A 21,317-nucleotide genomic window follows, 5' to 3' on the forward strand; every position below is an offset into this window, starting at 1 on the left:
TCTGTGGTTTCGTCAGGGGTCGTGTCAGTTGCCGGCGGACGCGGACGCGGATGCAGATGCACCTGCAGAGGCGGATGCGACGGCCACGGCGAGCTGGTCGCCGACTGCAACCGCTCCCGCCCCGGTTGTGACGACCTCGCTGTAGGTGCCGGCGTTGGTGATGATGACGGGCGTGATGAGCGAGTAGCCTTCCGCCTTGATCGCGACGGCGTCGAACTCGAGGAGCAGGTCGCCCTGCTTGACCTCGGCGCCCTCGGAGACGTGGGCGGTGAAGTGCTGGCCGTTCAGCTGGACGGTGTCGATGCCGACGTGGATGAGCACCTCGATGCCTTCGGCGGAGATGAGGCCGATCGCGTGCTTCGAGGGGAAGACGGAGACGACGGTGCCGTCGAACGGCGCGAAGATCTGGTGCCCGGCCGGGTCGATGGCCGCACCGGATCCCATGACGCCTGCCGAGAAGACCTCGTCCGGCACCTCGTCGAGGGTCAGCACCTGGCCTTCGAGGGGGCTGGCGACGACGCCGGTGCTGTTCGAGGCGGCGAGGGCTGCTTCGAAGCGCGCGTTCTGCTCCGGGTCCGTGGGACGAGCCTGGTCGAGGTCGCTCGTGGGCAGGTTTTCGGCGACGACGTCCTTGAAGCCGATGAAGTAGACGAGCGCTGCCGCTCCGAAGAAGGCCACGGCGCATCCGACGACCATGCCGATGATGGAGTTGGGGTTGTCGGGGCTGACCGAGTTGACGATGGTCAGCATGCCCGGCAGGCCGGCGTACGCGTAGTAGCGCGAGCCGAAGAAGGAGATGGTGATGGCGCCGACCGCGCCGGCGATGCAGGCGAGGAGGAACGGGCGCTTGAGGCGCAGCGTGACGCCGTAGATCGCGGGCTCGGTGATGCCGAAGATGCCGGTGACCGCTGCCGAGCCGGAGACGCCGCGCATCTCCTTGTTGCGGGTCTTGAGGAACACGCCGAAGGCCGCGCCGACCTGGGCGATGACGGCCGCGGTCTGGAACGCCTGGAACGAGTCCTGGCCGAAGCGGTCGAAGTTGTCGAGCACGAACGGCGTGACGCCCCAGTGCACGCCGAAGATGACGGCGACCTGCCAGAACGCGCCGATGAGGCCTGCCGCGACGGCTGGGGCGATCTCGACAAGCCAGTTGTAGCCGTTTGCGACGCCGGATGCGCCTGCTGCGGAGAGCGGGCCGATGACGAGGAGCACAAGCGGCACCATGACGACGGCAGAGATGAGCGGTACGAGAAGGGCCTGCGCGACGCCGCGGAGGTACGTGTTGAGGAAGCGTTCGAGGTAGGAGAGCACCCAGACGAGGATCAGCGGGGGCAGCACGGACGACGAGTAGGTCGTCGAGTTGAGGGCGATGCCGAGGAAGTCGATGGTCTCGCCACCCTCGATGCGACCCGCGAGGGCAGCCCAGTCGGGGTTCATGATGGCGGCGGCGCAGAGCACGGCGACGTAGGTGTTGACCTTGAAGTGCTTGGACGCGGTGATGGCGATGAAGATGGGGAGGAACGCGAACGGCGTCCACGAGATGAACGTGAGCACGAGGTCGGTGCCGGTGCCTTCGAACGCCGGCCAGATCATGCGCGTGATGATGAGCGAGCCCTGCAGGAGGCCCGCCGACGCGAGGATGTACACGAAGGGAGCGAACACGGCCGACATGGTCGCGATGACGCGGTTCAGGATGGACGGCTTGTGGGCCGTGGTCGCCGGTGCGCTGTTCGAGATCTTGGCGTTCGACATGAGCGCCTCGTGCACCTCGCCGACGTGCGAGCCGATGACGACCTGGAACTGACCGCCGGCTTCGACGACGGTGATGACGCCGGGGAGCGCGGCCACCTTGTCCTTGGCGCCAGCGGGGGTGTCGTTCAGGACGAGTCGGAGCCTCGTCGCGCAGTGCGACGCCGACTGGATGTTCTTCTCGCCGCCGACGAGATCGACGATCTCGCCTGCGAGCCTGGGATAGTTGCGGACTGCTTCAGCCATGGCATTCTCCATTGATGCTTGGGATGGGGACGTTCCCGAGCGGAGAGCCTGACGACATGACGGTGCAAGAACAGATAGCGAGGTCGACGCCCTGCGGAGCAGCAATGCTCGCAGTGCGTTGCGTCAGCTCCACTCGGGAGCTGTGACGTGGGTTCTTGCCTCGCTGAGTAACAGGCCCGCAGTCGCCTCGAACTCTAACCGCATGCTCGCCGATTCGGCAAGCGCGGATCGAGGGCTATTCAGGTCCGGCGACCTCCGGCGTGCCCTCGCGGCTGCCGACACCTGTCAGGCCGCGGTCGTCGAGGAGGCGCCGCGCGAGCACGGTCGACCCGGCGACGGCTGCTGGCATCGTGAAGACCGCTCCGCCTGGCACCATGAAGCAGAGCTGCGTCGCGACGCCGAAGCCGAGCAGCTGCGCGCGGTTGCCGCGGATGACGGACGCGCGCTGATCACCGAGCAGGCGGCGCGCATCCAAGGCCCTGCCGGTGAGCTCGCGCGAGAGCACCGTGCCGTTGAGGGCGACGCCCACGATCGCCGCGGTGATCGAGCCGACGAGCGGGATCACGCCGATGATGGCGACGACGATCGCGGCCAGGATGCCCATGCCGACGAGCCAGAGACTGCCCTTCGCGGCGGCCCAGAAGCCGAGCCCCTCCCCGGGGTTCTCGTCGCCGAGGTCGCGTTCGACGCTCAGCCAGATGCGCTCGTAGAACGGGTCGCCGACGGTCAGGGTGATCGCCGTGAAGGTCGTCACCGACAGGAAGACGCCGCCGGCGACGATGAGGGTCATGAAGGCGATGCGGAGAGTGTTGCGCCACACTTCGTCCCACTGCGCGGCCCATGGCGTCGCCCATTCGACGATGTCGTCGACGAAGAAGAACAGCGTCACGAGGGCCGTGCCGACCAGCACGAAGACGAGGAGCGCGGGGATGAGCCCCAGCAGCATCATGTGCGGCTTCCTCTTCCAGTACCCGAAGCCCTGGAAGAGCGCGCCGACGCCTGCGAAGAACTGCCCGATCATGCCACCGAGACTACTGAGGCGCGGCAGGGAAGCGGATGCGTGCATCCACGTCCCCGCCGCGCCTCAGCGCTCGCGGTCGGTGCGAGGAAGGATTACAGCGTGATGAGGCCGTTCGTCTTCGTGGTCGCGGCGTCGTAGCGCTGCTGCACGTTGTTCCAGTCGGCGATGTTCCAGAACGCCTTGATGTAGTCGGCGCGCACATTGCGGTAGTCGAGGTAGTAGGCGTGCTCCCACACGTCGAGCATGAGCAGCGGGACGAGGCCGAACGGCACGTTCCCCTGCTGGTCGAAGAGCTGGAAGATCGCGAGCTGCTCGCCGAGCACGTCGTAGGCGAGCACTGCCCAGCCGGAGCCCTGCACGCCGAGCGCGACGGCCGTGAACTGCGCGACGAACTTGTCGAACGAGCCGAACTGCTCGTCGATCGCCGTTGCGAGCGTGCCGGTCGCCGCACCGCCGCCGTTCGGGGAGAGGTTCGTCCAGAAGATGGAGTGGTTGACGTGGCCACCGAGGTTGAACGCGAGGTCCTTCTCGAGCTTGTTCACGTTGGCGAGGTTGCCGCTCTCGCGGGCTTCGGCGAGCTGCTCGAGGGCCGTGTTCGCGCCCTTGACGTAGGTGGCGTGGTGCTTGGAGTGGTGCAGCTCCATGATCTCGCCGCTGATGCTGGGAGCGAGCGCGGAGTAGTCGTAGGCGAGGTCGGGAAGGGTGTATGCGGTCATGGTGTGACCTTCTTTCTGTCGGATTTCGTGGAGTGGTTCGTGGTGGCTGTTCGCGAGAGCTCTACAGGTCGAAGGACGACGCGTCGAGGCGCCCGAAGCGACGGTTCTGGTACATGAGCGGCGGTGTGCTGCTGCCGTGGACCACTTCGAGGACCTCGGCGAGCACGATCGTCGAGCCGCCGACCTTGACGGTGCTGGCGATGCGGCAGCGCAGCGTCTCCCGCGCCTGGGGGAGGTACGGCTCGCCGGTGGGGAAGTGCTCCCAACCCTGCTCCGGGGTGAAGCGCGGGGCGCCGCTGCGGGCGAAGTCGAGGGCGAGCGTCTCCTGGTCGAGGCTGAGGAGGTTCACCGTGATGTCGCCTGCTTCGAGGAGGCCTCCGGCGCTGCCCGTGGCGCGCGTCACGGAGAACGAGAGGGTGGCCGGGTCGACGGCGACGGAGCTGACGCTCGACGCGGTGAGCCCGACCGGGCCGGTGGCGGTCTGCCCGGCGATGATCGCCACGGCGGCGGGATGCTCCCGGAAGGCCGTCTTGAATTCGTCGGCCAGTGTCACTTCGGCCGATGCCGCTTGAGCTGCTGCCTCGGGGGCGGAATCTGTCATCGAATCGGCTCTCTGCCTTCGCTGAAGGACGGGGATCGGAGTTGCGTGTGCGTTCTGTCTTCGAGGCTAGAACCTCAAGTATGGTTGAAGTCAATTCGAGCGGTGGGATTTCACTGTGAGCGAGACACGCAAGGACACACAGGGGTCGCCCCTGCCCTCCGACGAGCTGCTCACGGTGAGCGAGATGGTGCGACGCACCGGGGTCGCCGCATCCGCCCTGCGCTTCTACGAAGAGCTCCAGCTCATCGCGGCGGTGCGCACGGCTGGCAACCAGAGGAGATACGCGCGGCACATGATCCGCCGCGTGTCGCTCATCTCGGTCGCGAAGCGCCTCGGCATCCCGCTCTCCGACGTGCAGGATGCGTTCGCGGACCTGCCGCGTGACGCGACGCCGAGCCAGGAGGACTGGCAGCGGGCTTCTGGGCGTTGGAAGCGCACGCTCGAGGAGCGGCGGCGCGGCATCGAGCGCCTCGAGGAGGAGCTCATGGGGTGCATCGGCTGCGGCTGCCTCTCGATGAAGGCGTGCGGGCTCCTCAACCCCGACGACACCCTAGCGGGCGACGGATCCGGCCCGCGCAGGCTGCACTGAAGCGGGCTGCACTGAAGCGGGCTGCACTGAAGCGGGCTGGCCGACTGGGACCCGCGCTGAGCGCCGCGAGCCCCTGCGGTCTCGCCGAGGGCGGTGTTGTGGTCGTCAAAACGCGCCGGGAGCGACCCTGAGTCCGCCCTGGGCTGTGGATGGGGGCGAGGACCGAGCCTGGTCTCAGCTGTTGAGGCCGTCGAGGTAGGCGTCCGTGGTGCGCTTCTGCGCGGCGCGGGCGTCCGCCTCGTCCGAGCCCGCGGCGATGGATGCATCCGCCCATGCTTCTGCGCTCAGCACGAGGAACGTGCTGGCGTCGTCCGTCTGCACCCAGGCCGTGGTCTCGAGGGGCACGCTCGCGCCCGTCGCGAGGTGGTGGGCGAGGCTCGCGAAGCTGAGGTCCCAGCCGACTCCCGTCGCACCGACCCCGAACTTCGGCCACGTCTCCTCGTCGGTCGGCGAGTGGTGCTCGAGTGAGAGGGTCGCGTGGGTCTCGTCGACCTTCGTGAAGTGAACCTCGATGTGGGAGTGCTCGCCGTCGTACTCCCACGTGGCAGTGAACGAGTCGGGGGCGTGGCATCCCGTGATGTGCCCGTGGGCGTTGTCCTGAATCTGGTAGGTGCCGCCCTGGCGGAGGCTCCCGTCGACGGGAGCGAACCACTGCGCGAGACGGGAGATCTCGGTCGCGGCGGACCACAGCGAGCTGCGCTTCGCCGCGAACGTCTGCGTGAGGGTGATGACGAAGCCGTCGTTGCCGTCGAGCTCCTGCATCCGCACCGAGCGGGCGACGGCGGCGAGCTGGCCGGCGCCGTCGAACGTCGGAGTGCTGGTGGAGGCGGGCGTCGTGGTCATGTGCCCTCCTTCTGTGTGTCGGCGCGGGTTGAGCTGCGGGGGTGAGGGTGATGAGCTGCAGGCGGCGGGGGCCGGGGCGCCTGCATCTTCCGGGGTGCGGGCGTGCGAGGCGGGCACGCAGCCCGTCCCTCAAGGGTCGCACCCCGGCGCATACCTTCGCAGGCTCGGCGCGGGGTTCGCTGTGACGATTACGTGAAGTTGCGGTTGCGGGCGTGCGACGACGCCGTGGGTCGCGGGAGGTGGGTTCCGCGGGTCAGGGAACGCGAATGGCCTGGGTTGCCGCCGTCTCGCCCTTCCATGGCAGGAGGAAGAGCGCGAGCAGTCCGGCGATGATGGTGAGCCCGCCGACCATCCAGATGACGCCCGGCCAGTCGAAGTGCTGGAAGAAGACGCCGCCGAGGAACCCGAAGATGCTGGAGCCGCCGTAGTAGCCGAGGTTGTAGAGGGCCGTCGCCTGGGCGCGGCCTCTGCTCGGGTAGGCGCCTGCCCAGCCGACGGCGACGGAGTGGGCGCCGAAGAATGCGGCGGTGAAGATCGCGAGTCCCGTGATGACGAGCCAGAGCTGCGGCGAGAGGGTGAGGGCGAGTCCGCCGAGTGAGACGGCGGTGGATGCGAGGAGCACGAGCTTGCGTCCGTGGCGGCCGGCGAGGCGGGCGATGAAGGGCGACGAGAAGGAGCCCGCGAGGTAGGTCACGAAGACGAGCGAGACGAGCCAGACGGGGAGGAAGTAGGGGACTTGGGTGAGGTGGAAGCCGAGGAAGTTGTAGACGGCGACGAACCCGCCCATGAGGAAGAACCCCTGCGCGAACAGCCCGAGCATCCTGGTGCTGGAGAGGTGCGCGGTGATGGCCTTCCAGGCGCGGCCGATGCTCGCGCCGAGGGTGCCGCCTGCGTTCTTCGCGAGGGGTGCGAAACCGCGGGGCTTCGGGATGAGCCAGATGAAGAGCACGGCCATGGCGACGGAGATGAGCGACACCGTCAGCAGGCCGAGCCGCCAGTCGAGGAGCTCTGCGACGGGGGTCGGCACGATTCGACCGCCGAGCCCGCCGAGGGTGTTGCCGGCGACGAACGTGCCAGCGGCGCCGGCCGCTGCGGTGGGGTGGAGCTCCTCGTTGAGGTAGGCGATGGCGCAGGCGGGGACGCCGCCGAGTGCGAGGCCTTCGAGGAGGCGAAGCGCGAGGGCCAGCTCGAAGCTGGGCATGAGGATCATGAGCAGGCCGAGGATGGTGGCGCTCGAGATGGAGATCGTGATGGCGCGCACGCGCCCCATCCGGTCGGCGGCGATCGACCACGGCAGCACTGAGATGGCGACGCCGAGGGTGCCCATGGAGACCATGAGGGCGGCGGTCGCGGGGTCGATGGCGAAGGTCGTCGAGATCTCCGGCAGCAGCGCCTGCGGGGCGTAGAGCTGCGCGAACGTCGCGAACCCGGCGCAGAGCATCGCGAGCTGGATGCGCCGGTAGTCGCGTGATCCCCCGAGGTGACCGAGCCAGGGGTTGCCTGTGGACGGGGGCTTCGGGGTGTTGGTGCGGTCGGGTGTCACTCGTTCGAGGGTACTCCGGGGACTCCCGGTCGGCGTTGTGCGCCTGCATGGGTGCGCGCGCATCGTTCGTCGCCTCGCCCGAACGGCACGCGACCCGCCGGGTTTGCGGACCGGTCGGGTCGTGTGTAAGCTATCCCCTGGTCAATCGCGCAAGCGAGAGACCGGGCGCCCGTAGCTCAACGGATAGAGCATCTGACTACGGATCAGAAGGTTAGGGGTTCGAATCCCTTCGGGCGCACAGTACAAGAGCTTCACAGTTCAGGTACGCAGCTCTGTGTTGAGACAGATGCAGGAAAGGCTCGCGAAAGCGGGCCTTTTTTGTTGCTTGTTGCTTGTTGCCTGCTGCCTGCTGCCTGTTGCCTGATGGGCCCAGCCTGATGTCTCTTGCCTGCCGCCTCGGCCCAGCGAGTCAGCCGCGCCCGGTGGTCCGGAGCGCTTCGGGGTTCGCCGTCGCGTCGCGGCGCGAGGTGCGGGCGAGCGCGATGCCGCCGAGGATCAGCACCGCGAGGGCGCTGGCGGGTGCGAGCAGCAGGCCGAAGTATCCGAGGCCCACGAGGAACTCGGTCGCTGCAGGGTCGTCCGGTCGGAGGCCTGCTGCGATTCCGATGGCAGTGAGCGCGATTCCGAGGGCGGCGGCCGCAGCGATGAGCAAGGGCTTCATGGGGTGATCCTGGCACACCAACTCCATGCGCAGTCTGGCTTCTCCGGAGGCGATGACTCTCACGCGGCGTCGCTCGTTCCACGGGCCGGGCGCCGACTCCGGGCCTCTCAGCGTGCGCCTCGTATGGTTGGAGCCGGTATTCGAGATCACTCCGGGGAGTTCGTGACTGTGCGTAGATCATCACCTGCTGTGGGCGCTGTCGGCGCGCTTGCCGTTGCGCTGCTGTTGAGCGGATGCACGCTCGCGGAACGCATCGGCGGCGAAGACTCGGGCTCGCCGAGCGCACCTTCGACGGCCGCATCCTCGACAGGTGCACCCTCGTCGGCCCAGGCGACGCCCGCGACGCCAGCACCGACGACCTTCCCCGTCGCCGACGCCCTGGAGGGCGACGCACTTGTGTGTCAGGACGCGAACGCGGCGACGGACGCGATGTTCTCCCTCTCGGCCGGTGGCGCGAGTTACGACGGCGATGCGGACAAGCAGGCGCAGTTCACGGCGGCCGTCGATCAGCTCCTCGCTGCACGCGACGCCGAGACCGCTGACCCCGAGGTCGAGAAGGCGGTCAGCGACCTCGTCTTCACGTTCACCGGGCGTGCCTCCGACCGCGACGACTGGCTCATCTGGGACGCGGCGCGGACGCACGCCGCTGACCCGGACTCCGGCACCGTCGAGGACGCGCTCGACGATGCGGATGACGCCTGCGACGACGTCGGCTACGACTGGGTCGACTGGGCGCCCCGCACGTAGCTCGGTCGAAGCGCGACTGCACGGCCCGCACGCCCGCGTCGGCCTCGTTACGGGTCACGCGACCCCGAATCGTGCGGGTCAGGCTCTCCCCTTCAGGATGAGGTTCCAGTAGACCCAGGGCAGTACGTGGCGGTCGAACACCCACGTGAGGCGGCGCTCGCGGGCGAGGCCCTTCCAGAACGGGATGCTCGGGCGCTGCTCGAGGGTGTCGTCGAACTCCCCGAAGACGACGCTCGAGCGCGACACCGTGAATGGGGCGACGGTGTAGCCGTCGTAGTCGCTCTGCGGGGCCTGCTCGCGGAGCACGCTCACGAGGTTCTCGGCGAGCGCCTTCGTCTGCTTCCTCAGCGCGCCACCGGAGCGCTGGCTGCGCGAGACGGCGGCATCGCCGAGCGACCACACGTTCGGGAACCGGTGGTGCCGCATCGAGTGCGTGTCCACGTCGGCGAACCCGCGCTCGCTGGCCATCTCGGGGGTCGGGTAGGCGAGGTCAGCGCCCGCGAGCCCGGCTTCGGCGATCCACTCGGGAGCCCGCTGCGGCGGCTCCACGATGAGGGCGTCGTAGGGGATGCGCTCGCTGCCTTCACCGGCGGTCTCGACAACTGCGGTCTTCGCGTCGCCGAGCACTTCGGTGAGCTGTGCCTGGCGGCGCACCTCGATGCCGTATTCGGCGATCTTGCGCTCGAGCTCGCGGTCGATGGCGGGCACGCCGAGCGGCGTCGCGTCTGGCAGCACGAGCACGACCCGGATGCGGTCGAGCACGTCCCGGGATCGCCAGTAGTCGCAGGCGAGGTACATGGGCTTCTGGATCGCGCCGCCGAATGACGCGGGCTCCGGCGCCTGAACGAACACGGCCGTCCCCTGCCGCAGCTCGCTCAGCATCCGGGAGGTCTTGTGGGCGAGGCTGATCTCGTAGCTGGACGCGACGTTCGGGGTGTCGAGCGCGGCCTGAAGGCCGGGGATCGCATCCCAGTCCTGCACGACGCCGGGGCAGACGACGAGGTGCTCGTAGCCGATGCGGCGTCCGGATGCGAGGACGAGCGACGACGTTCCCGGGTCGACCGAGGCGACGGCGTCGCGGATGAGCGTCACGCCGTCCGGCATCACGTCGGCCTGCGGTCGCGCGGCCTGGCTCGCTTTCGCGGTGCCGCCGGCGACGTGCGAGAGGAGCGGCTGGTAGACGTGGTTCTCGCGCGGCTCGACGACGGTGATGTCGTTGACGCCGGCCCGCTGGAGTCGGCCCGCGACGGACAGGCCTGCGTTGCCACCCCCGATGACCAGCACTCGGTAGGTGGTGAGCGTCGGCTGCTGCTTCGGCGTCGGCTGCCGCTTCGGTGTCGGCTTCGGTGTCGTCGCTGACTGCTGCGCTGGCTCTGCGGCGCCGTTCGAGGTGGGGGTCATCAGAGCGACGCTATCCGCCACTCGCCGTCAGGGGAGTCGAGACCGGGTCATGGTCACGCAACTCCCAGCCTGCTGCCACCATCGCGAAACAACTGGGCGGGGGCGGCGATGCCGCCTACGAACGTGAGCGTCCGAGCCACCAGTCGGGGGACGCGGCGATGATGGTGCGCGCGGCAGCATCCACGTCCGCGAGCTCGCCCGAGCGCAGCCACTCCTCGATGGCGCTGACGGTGCCGCCGCCCGCGTAGGCGACGAGGATGCGGCGGTGCCGTTCGGGGTCGATGCCCGGCTGCGCTGGCGGAGCGATCTCGGGGTGTCGCTCGAGGTGGGTGAGGAGGCCAGCCTCGACTCGGTCGACGAGGGTGTCGCGCACGGGCCCCGTGAGGCGAGGCGTCATGGAGTTGAGGTAGATCTGCGCGTGGCGGGCGACGTGCCGGAGGAGCGCGCGCTCGGGTTCGTCGAAGACGCTCAGCTCGGTGCCGCTCGTGACGGGCAGGGTCGCGATCGGGGCCATCAGGGCGTCGATCTCCTCCCCGAGGAAGTCCGCGAGGAGGTGCTCGGGGGTAGTCGCGTGGCGGTAGAACGTGTCTCGGGTGATGCCGGCGGCCCTGGCGACCTGGGCGACGCTCACGTCGGCGATGGGCTGGGCGGCCGCGAGCCCGTAGATCGCCGCGCGGAGGGCCGAGCGGGTTCGTGCCTGACGCGGGTCCATTCGCCCACCTTATGGGGTGTGTGGCTCCTTCTCGGCAAACTATCTGACAGGTGACTTATAGCGGGCGTAGGGTGAAGGGGGTCGCCAACGAGGGCGGTCAGAACGGAGTGGGCAATGTCACACGAAGCAGGCTCAAGCACAGCGAACAGCGCCGGGGCCAGCCCCGGCCGGTTCGCCGGCAAGGTCGCGATCGTCACGGGCGGGGTCTCGGGCATCGGCGCGAAGATCACGGAGCGGCTCGTCGCGGAGGGCGCGTCCGTCGTCGTCGCCGACATCAACGCAGAGCTCGTCGCCTCGGCCAGCGAGACCTTCGGCGCCAGCGTCGTCGGCCGCCGCACGGATGTGACCGACGAGGACGACTTCGCGGGGCTCGTCGCCGAGACTGTCGAGAAGTTCGGCACGCTGGACGCGCTCTTCAATGTCGCGGGCGGGTCGCGTTCCGGCACCCTCACCGACATCTCCTTCGAGGACTGGGACTTCACGGTCCGCCTCAACCTCTACAGCGCCTTCAACGGCACCCGCCTGGCAGCCCGGCAGTTCCTCGCCGAGGGCAAGCCGGGCTCGATCGTCAACGTCGCGTCGCTGAACTCGCTCGTGCCGATGCACTTCGGGGTCGGTTACACGGCCTCCAAGGCTGCCGCCGTGATGCTCACGAAGCAGGCGGCGCTTGAGCTCGGCGAGCATGGCATCCGCGTCAACGCGGTCTCGCCCGGCCTCGTCGCGACCCCGCTCACGAAGGGCCTCACGGACCTCCCCGGGGTGCAGGAGGCCTACGACGAGCGCATCCCGTTCCGTCGCGCGGCGCAGCCCGAGGAGATCGCGTCCGCCGCTCTGTTCCTCGCGAGCGACGACGCCTCCTACATCTCGGGCGACAACCTCGTCGTCGACGGCGCCTGGTCCACGACCGGCTACCCGGACCTGCGGAAGTTCCTCGCATGAAGGCGGCAGTGTTCCACGCCAAGGAGGACGTGCGCATCGAGGAGGTCGCTGAGCCGACACCGGGCCCCGGCCAGGTGAAGCTGCGCTGCGCGTACGCCGGCATCTGCGGATCCGACCTGCACGTCTACTACGCGCCCGAATCCTCCGGGCTCGACTTCGAGCATCCGCACCCCGTCACCGGGTCCATGCCGCCGCAAATCCTCGGGCACGAGTTCTCGGGAACCGTGGTCGAGCTCGGCGAGGGCGTCGACTCGGTTCAGGTCGGCGACCGGGTCGCGGTCTGGCCGATCTACGCGTGCGGCGAGTGCGCCGCCTGTCGTCGCGGCAAGCCGAACGTGTGCACGAAGATCGGCTTCCACGGCCTCTCGTCGCACGGAGGCGGCATGGCCGAGTTCACGACGGTGGATGCGACGAAGCTGCACGTGCTCCCCGAGAACGTCGACATGCGCCTCGGGGCCCTCGTCGAGCCGATGGCGGTCGCGTGGCACGCCGTCGAGCAGAGCGGTGTGCAGGCGGGGCAGACGGCGCTCATCTCGGGTGCCGGCCCGATCGGCATCGGCGTCTGGTTCGCGCTGCGCGCCAAGGGCGTCGAGACGGTCATCGTCTCGGAGCCGAGCGGAGGGCGCCGTGCCGCGATCGCCGGAGTCGGGGCGAGCAACCTCGTCGACCCCACGCAGGAGGACCTCGCGGCCCGCGTCGCGGAGCTCACGGGCGGGGACGGCGTGGATGTCGCGTTCGACGCCGCCGGGGTGGGGCCAGCCGTGGCCGCCTCGCTCGCGAACCTCACGCCGGGCGGTCGCGTCGTGGTCGTCGCCATCCACGAGCGGCCCATGGACTTCCTGCCGACGCAGCTGGTCATGGGGGAGACCGCGATCGTCGGCACCCTCGCCTACCTGCAGAGCGACTTCGACGCGGTCATCGCGGCGATGGCGGCCGGCGGATACACGGCGGACGGATGGGTGGATGACGTGCCCGTCGACGACGTCGTCGGGGCCATCAAGCGCCTGCGTTCGGGTGAGGGCATGAAGGTGCTCGTGCGCACTTAGGCAGGCGCGAGGCTCGGGGCGCGGGTGCTGTCCCGGCGCTACCCTGCGCCATCCCCGCGCTCCCTGTCGCTACCCGCCGTGCACGCGCACCGTGCTCGGCGGGTTCGCGGCGAGCTTCGACGCGGGGCGCACGGGGCGGCGCTCGAGGTTGCCGCCGCAGTTCGGGCACGCCCGCCCGGGGAACGTGGCGACGCAGTCTCGGCACCACGTGCATTCGAAGGTGCAGATGTAGGCCTCGGCGTGCGGGGGCAGGTCGACGTCGCAGCGCTCGCAGTTCGGGCGCAGCTCGAGGGCCACTAGGCGAGCCCGTTCTTCGCCGCGTACGGGTCCCAGCTCGCGTCTGCGTGCACCTCGAGCTCGGCGGCGTCGGTGAGTGTGGCCGCGACCTCCGGCCCGTGGATCGCGGCGATGATCGCGGCCGTCATGTCCATGCCGGCGGCGACCCCGGACGACGTCCACCGGTTCCCGTCCTCGACCCAGCGGGCCTGCGGCACCCAGTCGACGGATGCGCCCTGCGATGACGCCCACGCGAACGCCCGCTTGTTGGAGGTCGCGCGGAACCCGTCGAGGAGGCCCGCTGCCGCGAGCAGCGCCGAGCCGGTGCAGACGGAGGTCACGAGCCTCGCATCCGCCGCCCAGCTCGCGAGCCAGGCCAGGAACTCGGGGTCGGCAGCGAGCCGGCGCGTTCCCTGCCCGCCAGGGACGAGCACGATGTCGGGACTCGCGGCGTCGGGGAAGGCGCTCGTGGCGATGACCTCCGGGCCCTGCGAGCTGCGGACCGGGCCGGCCTGCGGGGCGATGAGCTCGACGTCGAACAGGGACGGGTCGATGCGGAACAGCTCGACGGGGCCGAACACGTCGAGGAGCTCGAACCCTTCGAACAGGACGACGGTGACGCGGCGCTTCGCTTCAGGCATGACGCCATTCTCACAGTGCGCGGCCCGGATCTCCGAGCGCGGATTGCCGGGCCGGGGCTGAGTCGTGGTCGTTCGGCGGCGACCGGAGCGACCACAACCGCGCCCTTGGGCGATCTCGGCTGACGCTCAACTGCTTCCGCCAGCATGTTTCGCATGAGCGATTCCCCCAAGACCCAGCCCGCCGGCGACCAGCCAAGCGACGCGATCGACTTCGCGGACCTCAACTTCAAGCTCGCCGTCATCCAGGAGCTGATGTACGAGCAGGAGCTGCTGACGCCCCAGTTCGTGCTCGCCGACTTCCTCGAAGAGCACGTGGACCGGGAAGTGGACCTGTCGAAGGAGATCTCGGAGCCGATCCCCGAGGTGCTCGACTACTTCCGGGCGCTGCCGGTGCCCAGCGAGTTCGCGCCGGCCGTCGAGGAGCTCTTCCAGGACGGCGGGAACGACATCTACATGGAGATCGCCCCGCAGTGGAGCGGCGAGGACTCGACCTTCGACATCACGGACTTCACCGACACCCGCCATTTCCCGAACCTGTCGGCGATGACCCTTCTCGGGGTCGACGAGGAGGTTCTCGACGGGCTTCGCCGCAAAGGCATCGACGCGCAGCTGCTCTGAGCGCGGGTCGTCGAACGCGGACGCGCGTCGGCCTGTGCAGGGGCCGATCGGTGCGCAGCTGCTCTGACCGCGGGGCAGAGAGGGCGGGCGTGCGCCGGCGTGCGGGTGCCGGTCGGCGCGCGCCGGTCTGAGGCTGCTGCCTGGAGCTCACCGCTCAGCGCACGGCGAGGAGGATCTTGCCGACGTGTTCGCCCGACTCCATGCGCCGGTGAGCTCGGTGCGCGAAGTCGAGGGTTTCAACGGTGTCGAGCAGGGGCCGCACCTTGCCGGCTTCGACGAGCGGCCACACATGCTCGCGCACCTGCGCGACGATCTCGCGCCGCTCTTCGAGCGGGCGCGCGCGGAGGGTCGTCCCCCAGATGCGTCCGCGCTTCTGCATGAGGCGCCCCACGTTGATGGTGGCTTCGTTGCCGCCCTGCGCCGCGATGACCATGACGCGGCCGTTCGTGGCAAGGGCGTCGACGTCGCGCGCCAGGTAGTCTCCGCCGACGAGGTCGAGGATGACGTCAACACCGCGACCCTCGGTGGCCTCGGCGATGACCTCCACGAAGTCCTGGTCGCGGTAGTTGATTCCTCGAGTCGCGCCGAGCTGCTCGGTCGTGGCGACCTTCTGCGGGGTGCCGGCGGTCGCGTAGACGGTGATGCCGAGCGCGGAAGCGAGCTGGATGGCGATGGTGCCGACGCCGCTGGTGCCTCCGTGCACGAGCAGGGTGTCGCCCGCCTTGAGCTCCGCGCTCATGAAGAGGTTCGACCAGACGGTGGCGACCGCTTCGGGGAGGCCGGCCGCCTCGACGAGGTCGACGCGCTTCGGCATGGGGAGCACGAGCCCTTCGTCGACGGCGACGCGGTCGGCGTAGCCGCCGCCAGACAGGAGCGCGACCACGTAGTCGCCCACCTTCCAGGCTGTGACGGACGCCCCAACGGCGACGACGGTTCCGCTCACTTCAAGGCCAGGCCAGTCGGGTGCCCCGGCCGGTGACGGGTACTTGCCCTCGCGCTGGGCGACGTCGGCGCGATTCACGCCGGCGGCGGCCACATCGATGACAACTTCGAGGAGCCCGGGGGTGGGCTCGTCGACTTCGGAGAGGACGAGGGCCTCCGGGCCGCCAGGCGTGGGAACCGTGATTGCGCGCATGGGGGTCAGTGTTTCATGCGGGCCCCTATACTCCCTCACATGTCAGGCCTCCCTTTCCCGTCAGGCCTCCCTTCCCCGTCGGGGCGCGAGGACGCGTCGGTGCGGGGCGGTGCGGTGGCGCGGCCCGAGCTGAGCGTGCTCGCCCGCGTGCGCGCCGCATCCGCTGCCCTCGGGCCAAGCGAACGCAAGGTCGCGCAGATGGTGCTGACGCGACCAGACGAGGTGGTCGAGTGGTCGACGGCTGAGCTCGCGGACGCTGCTGGCACGTCGACGGCCACCGTCATCCGTGCGTGTCAGAGTCTCGGGTTCCGCGGCTTCCAGCACCTGCGGCTCGACCTCGCGCGTTCAGCTCCGCTCGCGCCGCGAGAGCAGGCGCAGGCGGTGGAGGCGAGCACGTTCGACGATGCGATCGACGCGGTGCGGCTCGCGCAGGACAGCGTCGACCCGGAACGCATCGCCGCGGCCGTCGCCGCTCTTCGCGGTGCCACGCGCATCGTGCTCGTCGGCAGCGGGTTCTCGGGGCCGCCCCTGCAGGACTTCGCGATGCGCCTCAGCACCCTCGGGCACTCCGTCGAGGCGCCCGTGGATGCGCTCGCGCAGCAGTTCGCGGTGCGGTCGCTGTCCAGCGGCGACGCGTGCCTGACGCTCAGCTACTCAGGCGCCAACGTGCAATCGCTGCGCGCGGCGGAGGCTGCCAGGGCGCAGGGGGCCTCTGTGGTGCTCGTCACGAGCTACGCCCGTTCGCCGCTCGGGCGGGTCGCCGACATCGTCGTCACGACGGGGCCTGCGGGAACGGCGCACGACATCGACCCGTTCCTCGCGCGCCTCGGCCACACCATCGTGCTGCACACACTGCACTCCACGTTGGCGCAGGTCACCGGTGACGAGACGGCCGTCGGCATGCGCCACGTCGTGGCCGACGCGCTCTCCGAGGACTGAGGCGACCGTCTGCTGCTGGACTGTGGCGACCGTCTGCTGCTGCACTGCGGCGACCGTCTGCTGCTGAAGTGAGGCGACCGTCTCCTGCCGGCGGTCCGACAGGCGGCCGCGCTCGTCTGTGGTCGTCGCCGCTTGAACTCGCCTCTCGGCGTTCATCCGCGCGCTCGCCGCCCGTCACCGTGTGTTCACCGTCCCTCGACACACTCCCGATGTAACGACGTTCCAAGCCCTGCGGAATCGGTGTAACGGGTTCTCCCCAGGTGCTTGGAACCGAGGCATTGGTCGCAACGCAACGGGAGGTGCTCGTGAGGGCAATCGAGATCGACGGGTTGTTCAACGCCCGCGCAGCTGACGAAGCTTCGCCCTGGATCGTGCGCGCCGGCTCCCCGGATGCTCTCTCGATCGACGGAGAGTCAGCGCTGCGGGCGCTTGGCGTCGAGCTCATCCTCGACCTCCGAGAGCGTGCCGAGTCGGGCGACCGCGCTCACGGCGTCCCGGTACGCCAAGTCCCCTTGTATGGCAGCGAGCCGCCCGTCGCGGGCCGCCTCGAGGACATCTATGAGACGCTCCTGCGCCGTCGCGGCGGGGCACTCACGGAGGCTGTCGCCGTGCTGGCCAACGCAGAGCGTGGCGTGCTCGTGCACTGCACAGCAGGCAAGGACCGCACGGGGCTCGTCGTCGCGCTCGCGCAGCTCGTGGCAGGTGCAAGCGAAGCAGACGTGGTGCGTGACTATGCGCTCTCCGGCCTCGCGGTCCGCTCGGTCCGCGAGGCGTTCGCGTTCGCCGTGGCCGACGCGTACCCGTCGGATCAGCGCGACGAGATCCTGCGCCTCCATCTCGACAGCCCACCGGAAGCGCTCGAGCATGCCCTCTGCATCGTCCGTGAGCTCGGCGGGGCCGAAGCGTACCTGCGCTCGCATGGCCTCACCGAGGAGCAGGTGCGTGCCCTGCGTGCCAAGTCCGGCCGGACGACGGCGAGCGCGCTCGCCGCGTCGGTCGCGCCCGCCTCGCAGGTCGCGCCGGTCGGGTCGGCCTCGTCGGCTTCACCCACCCCGCCAGTCGCGTCATGACCGCCGGTCGCTCCCACCCCGCCGGCCCGGCCCGGCCGTCCGGCCCGGCCCACCCAGCCGGCCCGGCCCATCTCGCCGGTCAGATCATGCCGGCTAGCCTGAACTCGACGGGGTCGCGTCGCTCGACGGTGCTCCACCTGAGCGACGTGCACGCGACCGCCGCCGCACCCCTGTACGGGGTGGTCGACGGCATCACGCGGATGCGCGCGGCGAGCGACTACGCGCGCGCCGCGGGTCTCGAACCGGAGGCGATCGTCATCAGCGGCGACCTCATCGAGCGCGGCAACTCGGCCGCGTACCCGGCCCTTCGCGACGCCCTCCTCGACGTGGAGGATTCGTGGGGTGTGCCCGTGCTCTCGGTGCTCGGCAACCACGACGACAGGACCGCGGCTCGCATCCTCCCCGGCCATCAGGCACCGGCGGGTGGCCGCGCGGAGGACGCCTCACCCCGCGCCGTGCGAGTCGGCGAGTGGCGTTTCGTCTTGCTGGACTCGTCCACAGGGGCGTTGGGGGCGGAGCAGCTCGCATGGCTGGAAGCCGAGCTGAAGCTGCCCGCTGGCGCTGGCGCTGGCGCTGGCGCTGGCGCTGGCGCTGGCACCGGCGCCGGTATCAGCGCAGACAGCCCCCTCGCGCCCTCGGGGACGGTTGTCGTCATGCACCACCCGCCGCTCGGGTCGCCGCTGCCGATGCTGGCGCGCGCGGGCCTCCGCGACGCCGCAGACTTCCTCGACCTCGTCGAGGGCACCGACGTTCGCGCGATCCTGTGCGGGCACTTCCACCATCCGCTGTCCGCCACCATGCGCGGCGTGCACGTCTCCGCGGGGCCGGCGCTCGCCTACCACCAGGTCATGGACGCCGAGCCGGGCACGGTGAGCGGCTTCGACCGCTCGATGTTCTCGCTCGTGCACCTCAGCGCGGACGGCGTCAGCGCATCCAGCGTCGGCGTCGAGCACCCCGCCCCGCTCTTCACGCTCACCCCCGCCCCGTCTCAACTCCCACCTGTCTCCTCCTGAACAGACCCGCTCTCCTCGAACAGTTAGGTCATCATGAACTCTCTCCGTACCCCAGCCGCGCTCGCGGCCTTCGGCCTCGCCGGCGTCCTCCTCGCTGGCTGCGCAAGCTCCCCGAGCACCGCCGCCAGCGGCGACGCCAGCCCGTCGGCGGCATCCGCCCTGGAAGCCGCCACCATCACCCTCTACACGTCAGAGCCGCAGGAGAAGGCGGATGCGCTCGTCGCCGCCTTCAACGAGGTGCACCCGGAGGTCACCGTCGAGGTGTTCCGGGCTGGCACGGGCGATCTCACGACGCGAGTCGCCACCGAGCAGGCTTCCGGCGGCGTGCAGGCTGACGTGTTCCTCGCCGCAGACGCTGGCACGTTCGAGGACTACGCGGCCGACGAGCTGCTCCTGCAGTACTCGCCGGCCGACGTCGAGTCGCTCAACCAGGACATCGTCGACCCGGAGGGCTACTACACGGGCACGCGCATCATCCCGACCGTCATCGCCTACAACACGGGCCTCGTCAGCGAGCCGCCGACGTCGTGGGCTGAGCTCACCGACGCCGAGTACGCGAACAAGCTGGTCATGCCGAACCCTGACGTGTCCGGCGCGGCCGCCTACAACGCCGCCGTCTGGCTTGACGAGCCAGCACTCGGCGAGGAGTGGATGACGAAGCTCGCCGCGAACAAGCCCGTCATCGCGGACAGCAACGGCCCCGTCTCGCAGGCCATCGCGACGGGCGCACAGCCCGTGGGGATCGTCGTCGACTACCTGGCGCGCGAGCTCGCCGCCCAGGGGTCGCCCATCGCGGTGTCCTACCCGACCGAGGGTGTGCCCTACGTGTCGCAGCCCGTCGGCATCTTCGCGAACACCGAGGAGGAGGCGGCATCGAAGGCGTTCGTCGACTTCCTCGTGAGCGCCGACGGCCAGGAGCTTGCCGTCAGCCAGTCGTACCTGCCGGTCCGCGAGGACGTCGGAACTCCAGAGGGCGCCCCGTCGATGGACGAGATCACGATCCTCTCCCCGGAACTCGAGGCCATCCGCGCCAGCCAGGACGCGGCCGTCGAGAAGTTCCGCACGCTGTTCCTCTGATGAAGACGCCGTTCCTCTCATGACCGCAACGCTCACGGCGCCCCGGGGCGGTGCCGCTCAACGCGGCGGCACCGCCTCGGCGGCCGTTCGGAAGCCCCGGCCTTCAGGGCCGGATGGTGTTCACGGCCTGTCGCTTGCCCTCTGGGTCGCGGTCGCCGCGTTCGTGCTCGTGCCGATCGGCGCGATCCTCGTCCTCGCCGCCGGTGGCTCGCAGCTGCACGTCCTCTGGCAGAGCGACGTCGTCGAGGCCGCGACGAACAGCCTCGTGTCGGCCGGCGCATCCGCGCTCGGCGCCGTGGTGATCGGCACGGCGCTCGCTGTGCTGCTCGACCGCACCGACCTGGCTGGGCGCCGCGGCCTGCGACTCCTCGCGCTCACCCCGCTGCTCGTGCCGCCGTTTGTCGGCGCGATCGCGTGGCTCGGCATCGCCGGGCCGACGAGCCCCGTGAACCTGTGGTGGGCGCAGGCATTCGGCGGCCCGCTGTGGTCGATCTACGGTGCGGACGGGGTCATCCTGCTCCTCACCGTGCACAGCTACCCCATCGCGATGCTCATCGTGTCGGCCGCCCTGCGCCGCGTGCCGTCCGACCTCGAGCAGGCCGCGCGCATCGCTGGGGCGAGTCCCGCCCGCAGCGTGTTCACGATCACCGTCCCCCTCCTGCGGCCCGCCCTGCTGTCGTCGTTCGTGCTCATCGCGGTCGGCAACCTCGCGGACTTCGGTATCCCCTCGATCATCGGTCTGCCCGAGCAGTACACGACCCTCGCGACGCTCGTCTACCGCTACCTGCAGTCGGGGACCGTGGATGAGCCGCTCGCCGTCGTCGCGACGATCGGGGTCGTGCTGCTGCTGCTCGCCCTCGCGGCGCTGGTCGTCGACTTCCTCATCGGCAGGAGCCGTTGGGAGCTCGACTCGTCGTCGTCCGCCCCGCAGCTGCTGCCGCTCGGGCGGGCGCGCGTTCTCGCGTCCATGGTGACCTGGGTGCTGGTGCTCACCGTGACCGTGCTGCCGTTGCTCGCGCTGCTGCAGCAGTCGCTGCTCCGCGCGCCGGGGCTCGCCCTGGTGCCGGAGAACCTCACGCTCGACAACGTCGTGAAGGCCGTCACCTCCGCCAACGCGATCCAGGGCGCCACGAACTCGGTCATGCTCGCGGTGCTCGCGGCCCTCATCTGCGGGTTCCTCGGGCTCGGCATCGCGGTGCTCGTCACCCGGACTCGGATGCGCGGGAGCGGCCCCTTGCGGGCCCTCGCCATGCTGCCCCAGGCGGTGCCGGGCATCGTCATCGCCGTCGCGTGGCTCGTGCTGGCACCCCACATCGGCCTGTTCAACACGCCGTGGCTGATTCTGTGCGCCTACGTCACCTCGTTCACGGCGCTCGTGGTGCAGGCAGTGGCGGCGCCGCTGGCGAGCACCCCGGCGAGTGCGGAGGAGGCGGCGAGGATCGGGGGAGCTGGGCGGATGCGCGCGCTCGTGGACATCTCCAGCCGCATGGCGGCGCCCGCGGCGATCTCCGGTGCGGTGCTCGTCGCCGTCACGGCGGTTCGCGAGCTGACGCTGTCCGTGCTGCTCCTCTCGCCCGGATCGCAGACCCTCGGCGTCGCGATCTTCAACCTCCAGCAGGCCGGGGCATTCAACACGGCCGCAGCGCTGTCCCTCATCGTGGCGCTCCTCGGCGTCACCGTCATCGGCGTCGCGACGAGGGCGCCGAAGTAGCGGGCGGTGCCCTCCTCGACCCT

Annotated in this window: 22 protein-coding genes and 1 tRNA gene; 11 read left to right on the forward strand and 12 right to left on the reverse strand. The window is 69.9% G+C overall.

Annotated elements, in window-relative coordinates; genetic code table 11:
- Window positions 1-24: 24 nt before the first annotated feature.
- The 4 genes from C5C17_RS02935 to C5C17_RS02950 all read right to left on the reverse strand — a co-directional run bounded on the left by C5C17_RS02935 (window position 25) and on the right by C5C17_RS02950 (window position 4,333).
- On the reverse strand, window positions 25-1,995 hold the full coding sequence (locus C5C17_RS02935; RefSeq protein WP_104251899.1) for a beta-glucoside-specific PTS transporter subunit IIABC: 1,971 nt from the start codon (window positions 1,993-1,995) through the stop codon (window positions 25-27).
- A 235-nt stretch (window positions 1,996-2,230) separates the two neighbouring features.
- Window positions 2,231-3,016 (reverse strand): EI24 domain-containing protein, encoded by a 786-nt coding sequence (locus C5C17_RS02940; RefSeq protein WP_104251900.1) that lies wholly within the window; start codon window positions 3,014-3,016, stop codon window positions 2,231-2,233.
- A gap of 92 nt (window positions 3,017-3,108) precedes the next feature.
- A complete protein-coding gene (locus C5C17_RS02945) occupies window positions 3,109-3,732 on the reverse strand; it encodes a superoxide dismutase (protein ID WP_104251901.1) in 624 nt (207 codons plus the stop codon).
- Between the two features lie 61 nt (window positions 3,733-3,793).
- Window positions 3,794-4,333, reverse strand: a complete 540-nt coding sequence (locus C5C17_RS02950) for a flavin reductase family protein (protein WP_104251902.1) — start codon at window positions 4,331-4,333, stop codon at window positions 3,794-3,796.
- Window positions 4,334-4,448: 115 nt separating this feature from the next.
- On the opposite strand from C5C17_RS02950, the gene soxR reads away from it, so the two are divergent.
- The gene (gene soxR / locus C5C17_RS02955) at window positions 4,449-4,922 is read left to right on the forward strand and encodes a redox-sensitive transcriptional activator SoxR (protein ID WP_258065848.1); all 474 of its coding nucleotides are present in this window, start codon (window positions 4,449-4,451) and stop codon (window positions 4,920-4,922) included.
- Between the two features lie 174 nt (window positions 4,923-5,096).
- Here the strand turns inward: soxR and C5C17_RS02960 are convergent, their stop codons facing one another.
- Window positions 5,097-5,765 carry an SRPBCC domain-containing protein gene (locus tag C5C17_RS02960; RefSeq protein ID WP_104251903.1) on the reverse strand — a complete coding sequence of 223 codons (669 nt, stop codon included), beginning with the start codon at window positions 5,763-5,765 and terminating at the stop codon, window positions 5,097-5,099.
- A gap of 253 nt (window positions 5,766-6,018) precedes the next feature.
- Window positions 6,019-7,308, reverse strand: coding sequence for an MFS transporter (locus C5C17_RS02965; RefSeq protein WP_258065849.1), 1,290 nt, complete (start codon window positions 7,306-7,308; stop codon window positions 6,019-6,021).
- A 165-nt stretch (window positions 7,309-7,473) separates the two neighbouring features.
- Here C5C17_RS02965 and C5C17_RS02970 point away from each other — a divergent pair.
- A tRNA-Arg gene (locus tag C5C17_RS02970) sits at window positions 7,474-7,546 on the forward strand.
- Window positions 7,547-7,717: 171 nt separating this feature from the next.
- Here the strand turns inward: C5C17_RS02970 and C5C17_RS02975 are convergent.
- On the reverse strand, window positions 7,718-7,969 hold the full coding sequence (locus C5C17_RS02975) for a hypothetical protein (RefSeq protein WP_104251905.1): 252 nt from the start codon (window positions 7,967-7,969) through the stop codon (window positions 7,718-7,720).
- Between the two features lie 189 nt (window positions 7,970-8,158).
- Here C5C17_RS02975 and C5C17_RS02980 point away from each other — a divergent pair, with 189 nt between their 5' ends.
- Window positions 8,159-8,716, forward strand: a complete 558-nt coding sequence (locus C5C17_RS02980; RefSeq protein ID WP_104251906.1) for a hypothetical protein — start codon at window positions 8,159-8,161, stop codon at window positions 8,714-8,716.
- 78 nt (window positions 8,717-8,794) lie between these two features.
- Here C5C17_RS02980 and C5C17_RS02985 read toward each other — a convergent pair whose 3' ends face one another.
- Both C5C17_RS02985 and C5C17_RS02990 read right to left on the reverse strand, forming a co-directional pair.
- Window positions 8,795-10,117 carry an FAD/NAD(P)-binding oxidoreductase gene (locus tag C5C17_RS02985; RefSeq protein ID WP_104251907.1) on the reverse strand — a complete coding sequence of 441 codons (1,323 nt, stop codon included), beginning with the start codon at window positions 10,115-10,117 and terminating at the stop codon, window positions 8,795-8,797.
- A gap of 115 nt (window positions 10,118-10,232) precedes the next feature.
- Complete coding sequence (locus C5C17_RS02990) at window positions 10,233-10,829, reverse strand: TetR/AcrR family transcriptional regulator (RefSeq protein ID WP_104251908.1); 597 nt, start codon at window positions 10,827-10,829, stop codon at window positions 10,233-10,235.
- A 114-nt stretch (window positions 10,830-10,943) separates the two neighbouring features.
- Between C5C17_RS02990 and C5C17_RS02995 the strand changes: the two genes are divergently transcribed.
- Both C5C17_RS02995 and C5C17_RS03000 read left to right on the forward strand, forming a co-directional pair.
- On the forward strand, window positions 10,944-11,768 hold the full coding sequence (locus C5C17_RS02995) for an SDR family NAD(P)-dependent oxidoreductase (protein ID WP_104251909.1): 825 nt from the start codon (window positions 10,944-10,946) through the stop codon (window positions 11,766-11,768).
- Complete coding sequence (locus tag C5C17_RS03000; protein ID WP_104251910.1) at window positions 11,765-12,814, forward strand: 2,3-butanediol dehydrogenase; 1,050 nt, start codon at window positions 11,765-11,767, stop codon at window positions 12,812-12,814. Before C5C17_RS02995 ends, C5C17_RS03000 begins: the two co-directional genes overlap by 4 nt.
- A 69-nt stretch (window positions 12,815-12,883) precedes the next feature.
- Here the strand turns inward: C5C17_RS03000 and C5C17_RS03005 are convergent, their stop codons facing one another.
- A complete protein-coding gene (locus C5C17_RS03005) occupies window positions 12,884-13,111 on the reverse strand; it encodes a DUF1272 domain-containing protein (RefSeq protein ID WP_068476932.1) in 228 nt (75 codons plus the stop codon).
- Window positions 13,111-13,731 carry a DJ-1/PfpI family protein gene (locus tag C5C17_RS03010; RefSeq protein WP_104251911.1) on the reverse strand — a complete coding sequence of 207 codons (621 nt, stop codon included), beginning with the start codon at window positions 13,729-13,731 and terminating at the stop codon, window positions 13,111-13,113. The genes C5C17_RS03005 and C5C17_RS03010 overlap by 1 nt, the downstream gene beginning before the upstream one ends.
- 153 nt (window positions 13,732-13,884) lie before the next feature.
- Between C5C17_RS03010 and C5C17_RS03015 the strand changes: the two genes are divergently transcribed.
- Complete coding sequence (locus C5C17_RS03015) at window positions 13,885-14,349, forward strand: DUF6892 domain-containing protein (protein WP_104251912.1); 465 nt, start codon at window positions 13,885-13,887, stop codon at window positions 14,347-14,349.
- A gap of 154 nt (window positions 14,350-14,503) precedes the next feature.
- Here C5C17_RS03015 and C5C17_RS03020 read toward each other — a convergent pair whose 3' ends face one another.
- A complete protein-coding gene (locus C5C17_RS03020; RefSeq protein WP_104251913.1) occupies window positions 14,504-15,484 on the reverse strand; it encodes an NAD(P)H-quinone oxidoreductase in 981 nt (326 codons plus the stop codon).
- 39 nt (window positions 15,485-15,523) lie between these two features.
- On the opposite strand from C5C17_RS03020, the gene C5C17_RS03025 reads away from it, so the two are divergent.
- From C5C17_RS03025 to C5C17_RS03045, 5 genes are all read left to right on the forward strand, one after another.
- Window positions 15,524-16,423: a MurR/RpiR family transcriptional regulator gene (locus C5C17_RS03025; RefSeq protein ID WP_104251914.1), complete on the forward strand. Its 900-nt coding sequence runs from the start codon at window positions 15,524-15,526 to the stop codon at window positions 16,421-16,423.
- A 305-nt stretch (window positions 16,424-16,728) separates the two neighbouring features.
- The gene (locus C5C17_RS03030) at window positions 16,729-17,493 is read left to right on the forward strand and encodes a tyrosine-protein phosphatase (RefSeq protein WP_181028458.1); all 765 of its coding nucleotides are present in this window, start codon (window positions 16,729-16,731) and stop codon (window positions 17,491-17,493) included.
- A gap of 86 nt (window positions 17,494-17,579) precedes the next feature.
- The gene (locus C5C17_RS03035; RefSeq protein WP_104252272.1) at window positions 17,580-18,506 is read left to right on the forward strand and encodes a metallophosphoesterase; all 927 of its coding nucleotides are present in this window, start codon (window positions 17,580-17,582) and stop codon (window positions 18,504-18,506) included.
- Between the two features lie 33 nt (window positions 18,507-18,539).
- Window positions 18,540-19,583 carry an ABC transporter substrate-binding protein gene (locus C5C17_RS03040; RefSeq protein ID WP_104251916.1) on the forward strand — a complete coding sequence of 348 codons (1,044 nt, stop codon included), beginning with the start codon at window positions 18,540-18,542 and terminating at the stop codon, window positions 19,581-19,583.
- Window positions 19,584-19,602: 19 nt separating this feature from the next.
- The gene (locus tag C5C17_RS03045; protein WP_104251917.1) at window positions 19,603-21,294 is read left to right on the forward strand and encodes an iron ABC transporter permease; all 1,692 of its coding nucleotides are present in this window, start codon (window positions 19,603-19,605) and stop codon (window positions 21,292-21,294) included.
- The last annotated feature ends 23 nt before the right edge of the window (window positions 21,295-21,317 follow it).

This window comes from Pseudoclavibacter sp. RFBA6 (assembly GCF_002931575.1).
Classification (GTDB): domain Bacteria; phylum Actinomycetota; class Actinomycetes; order Actinomycetales; family Microbacteriaceae; genus Pseudoclavibacter; species Pseudoclavibacter terrae.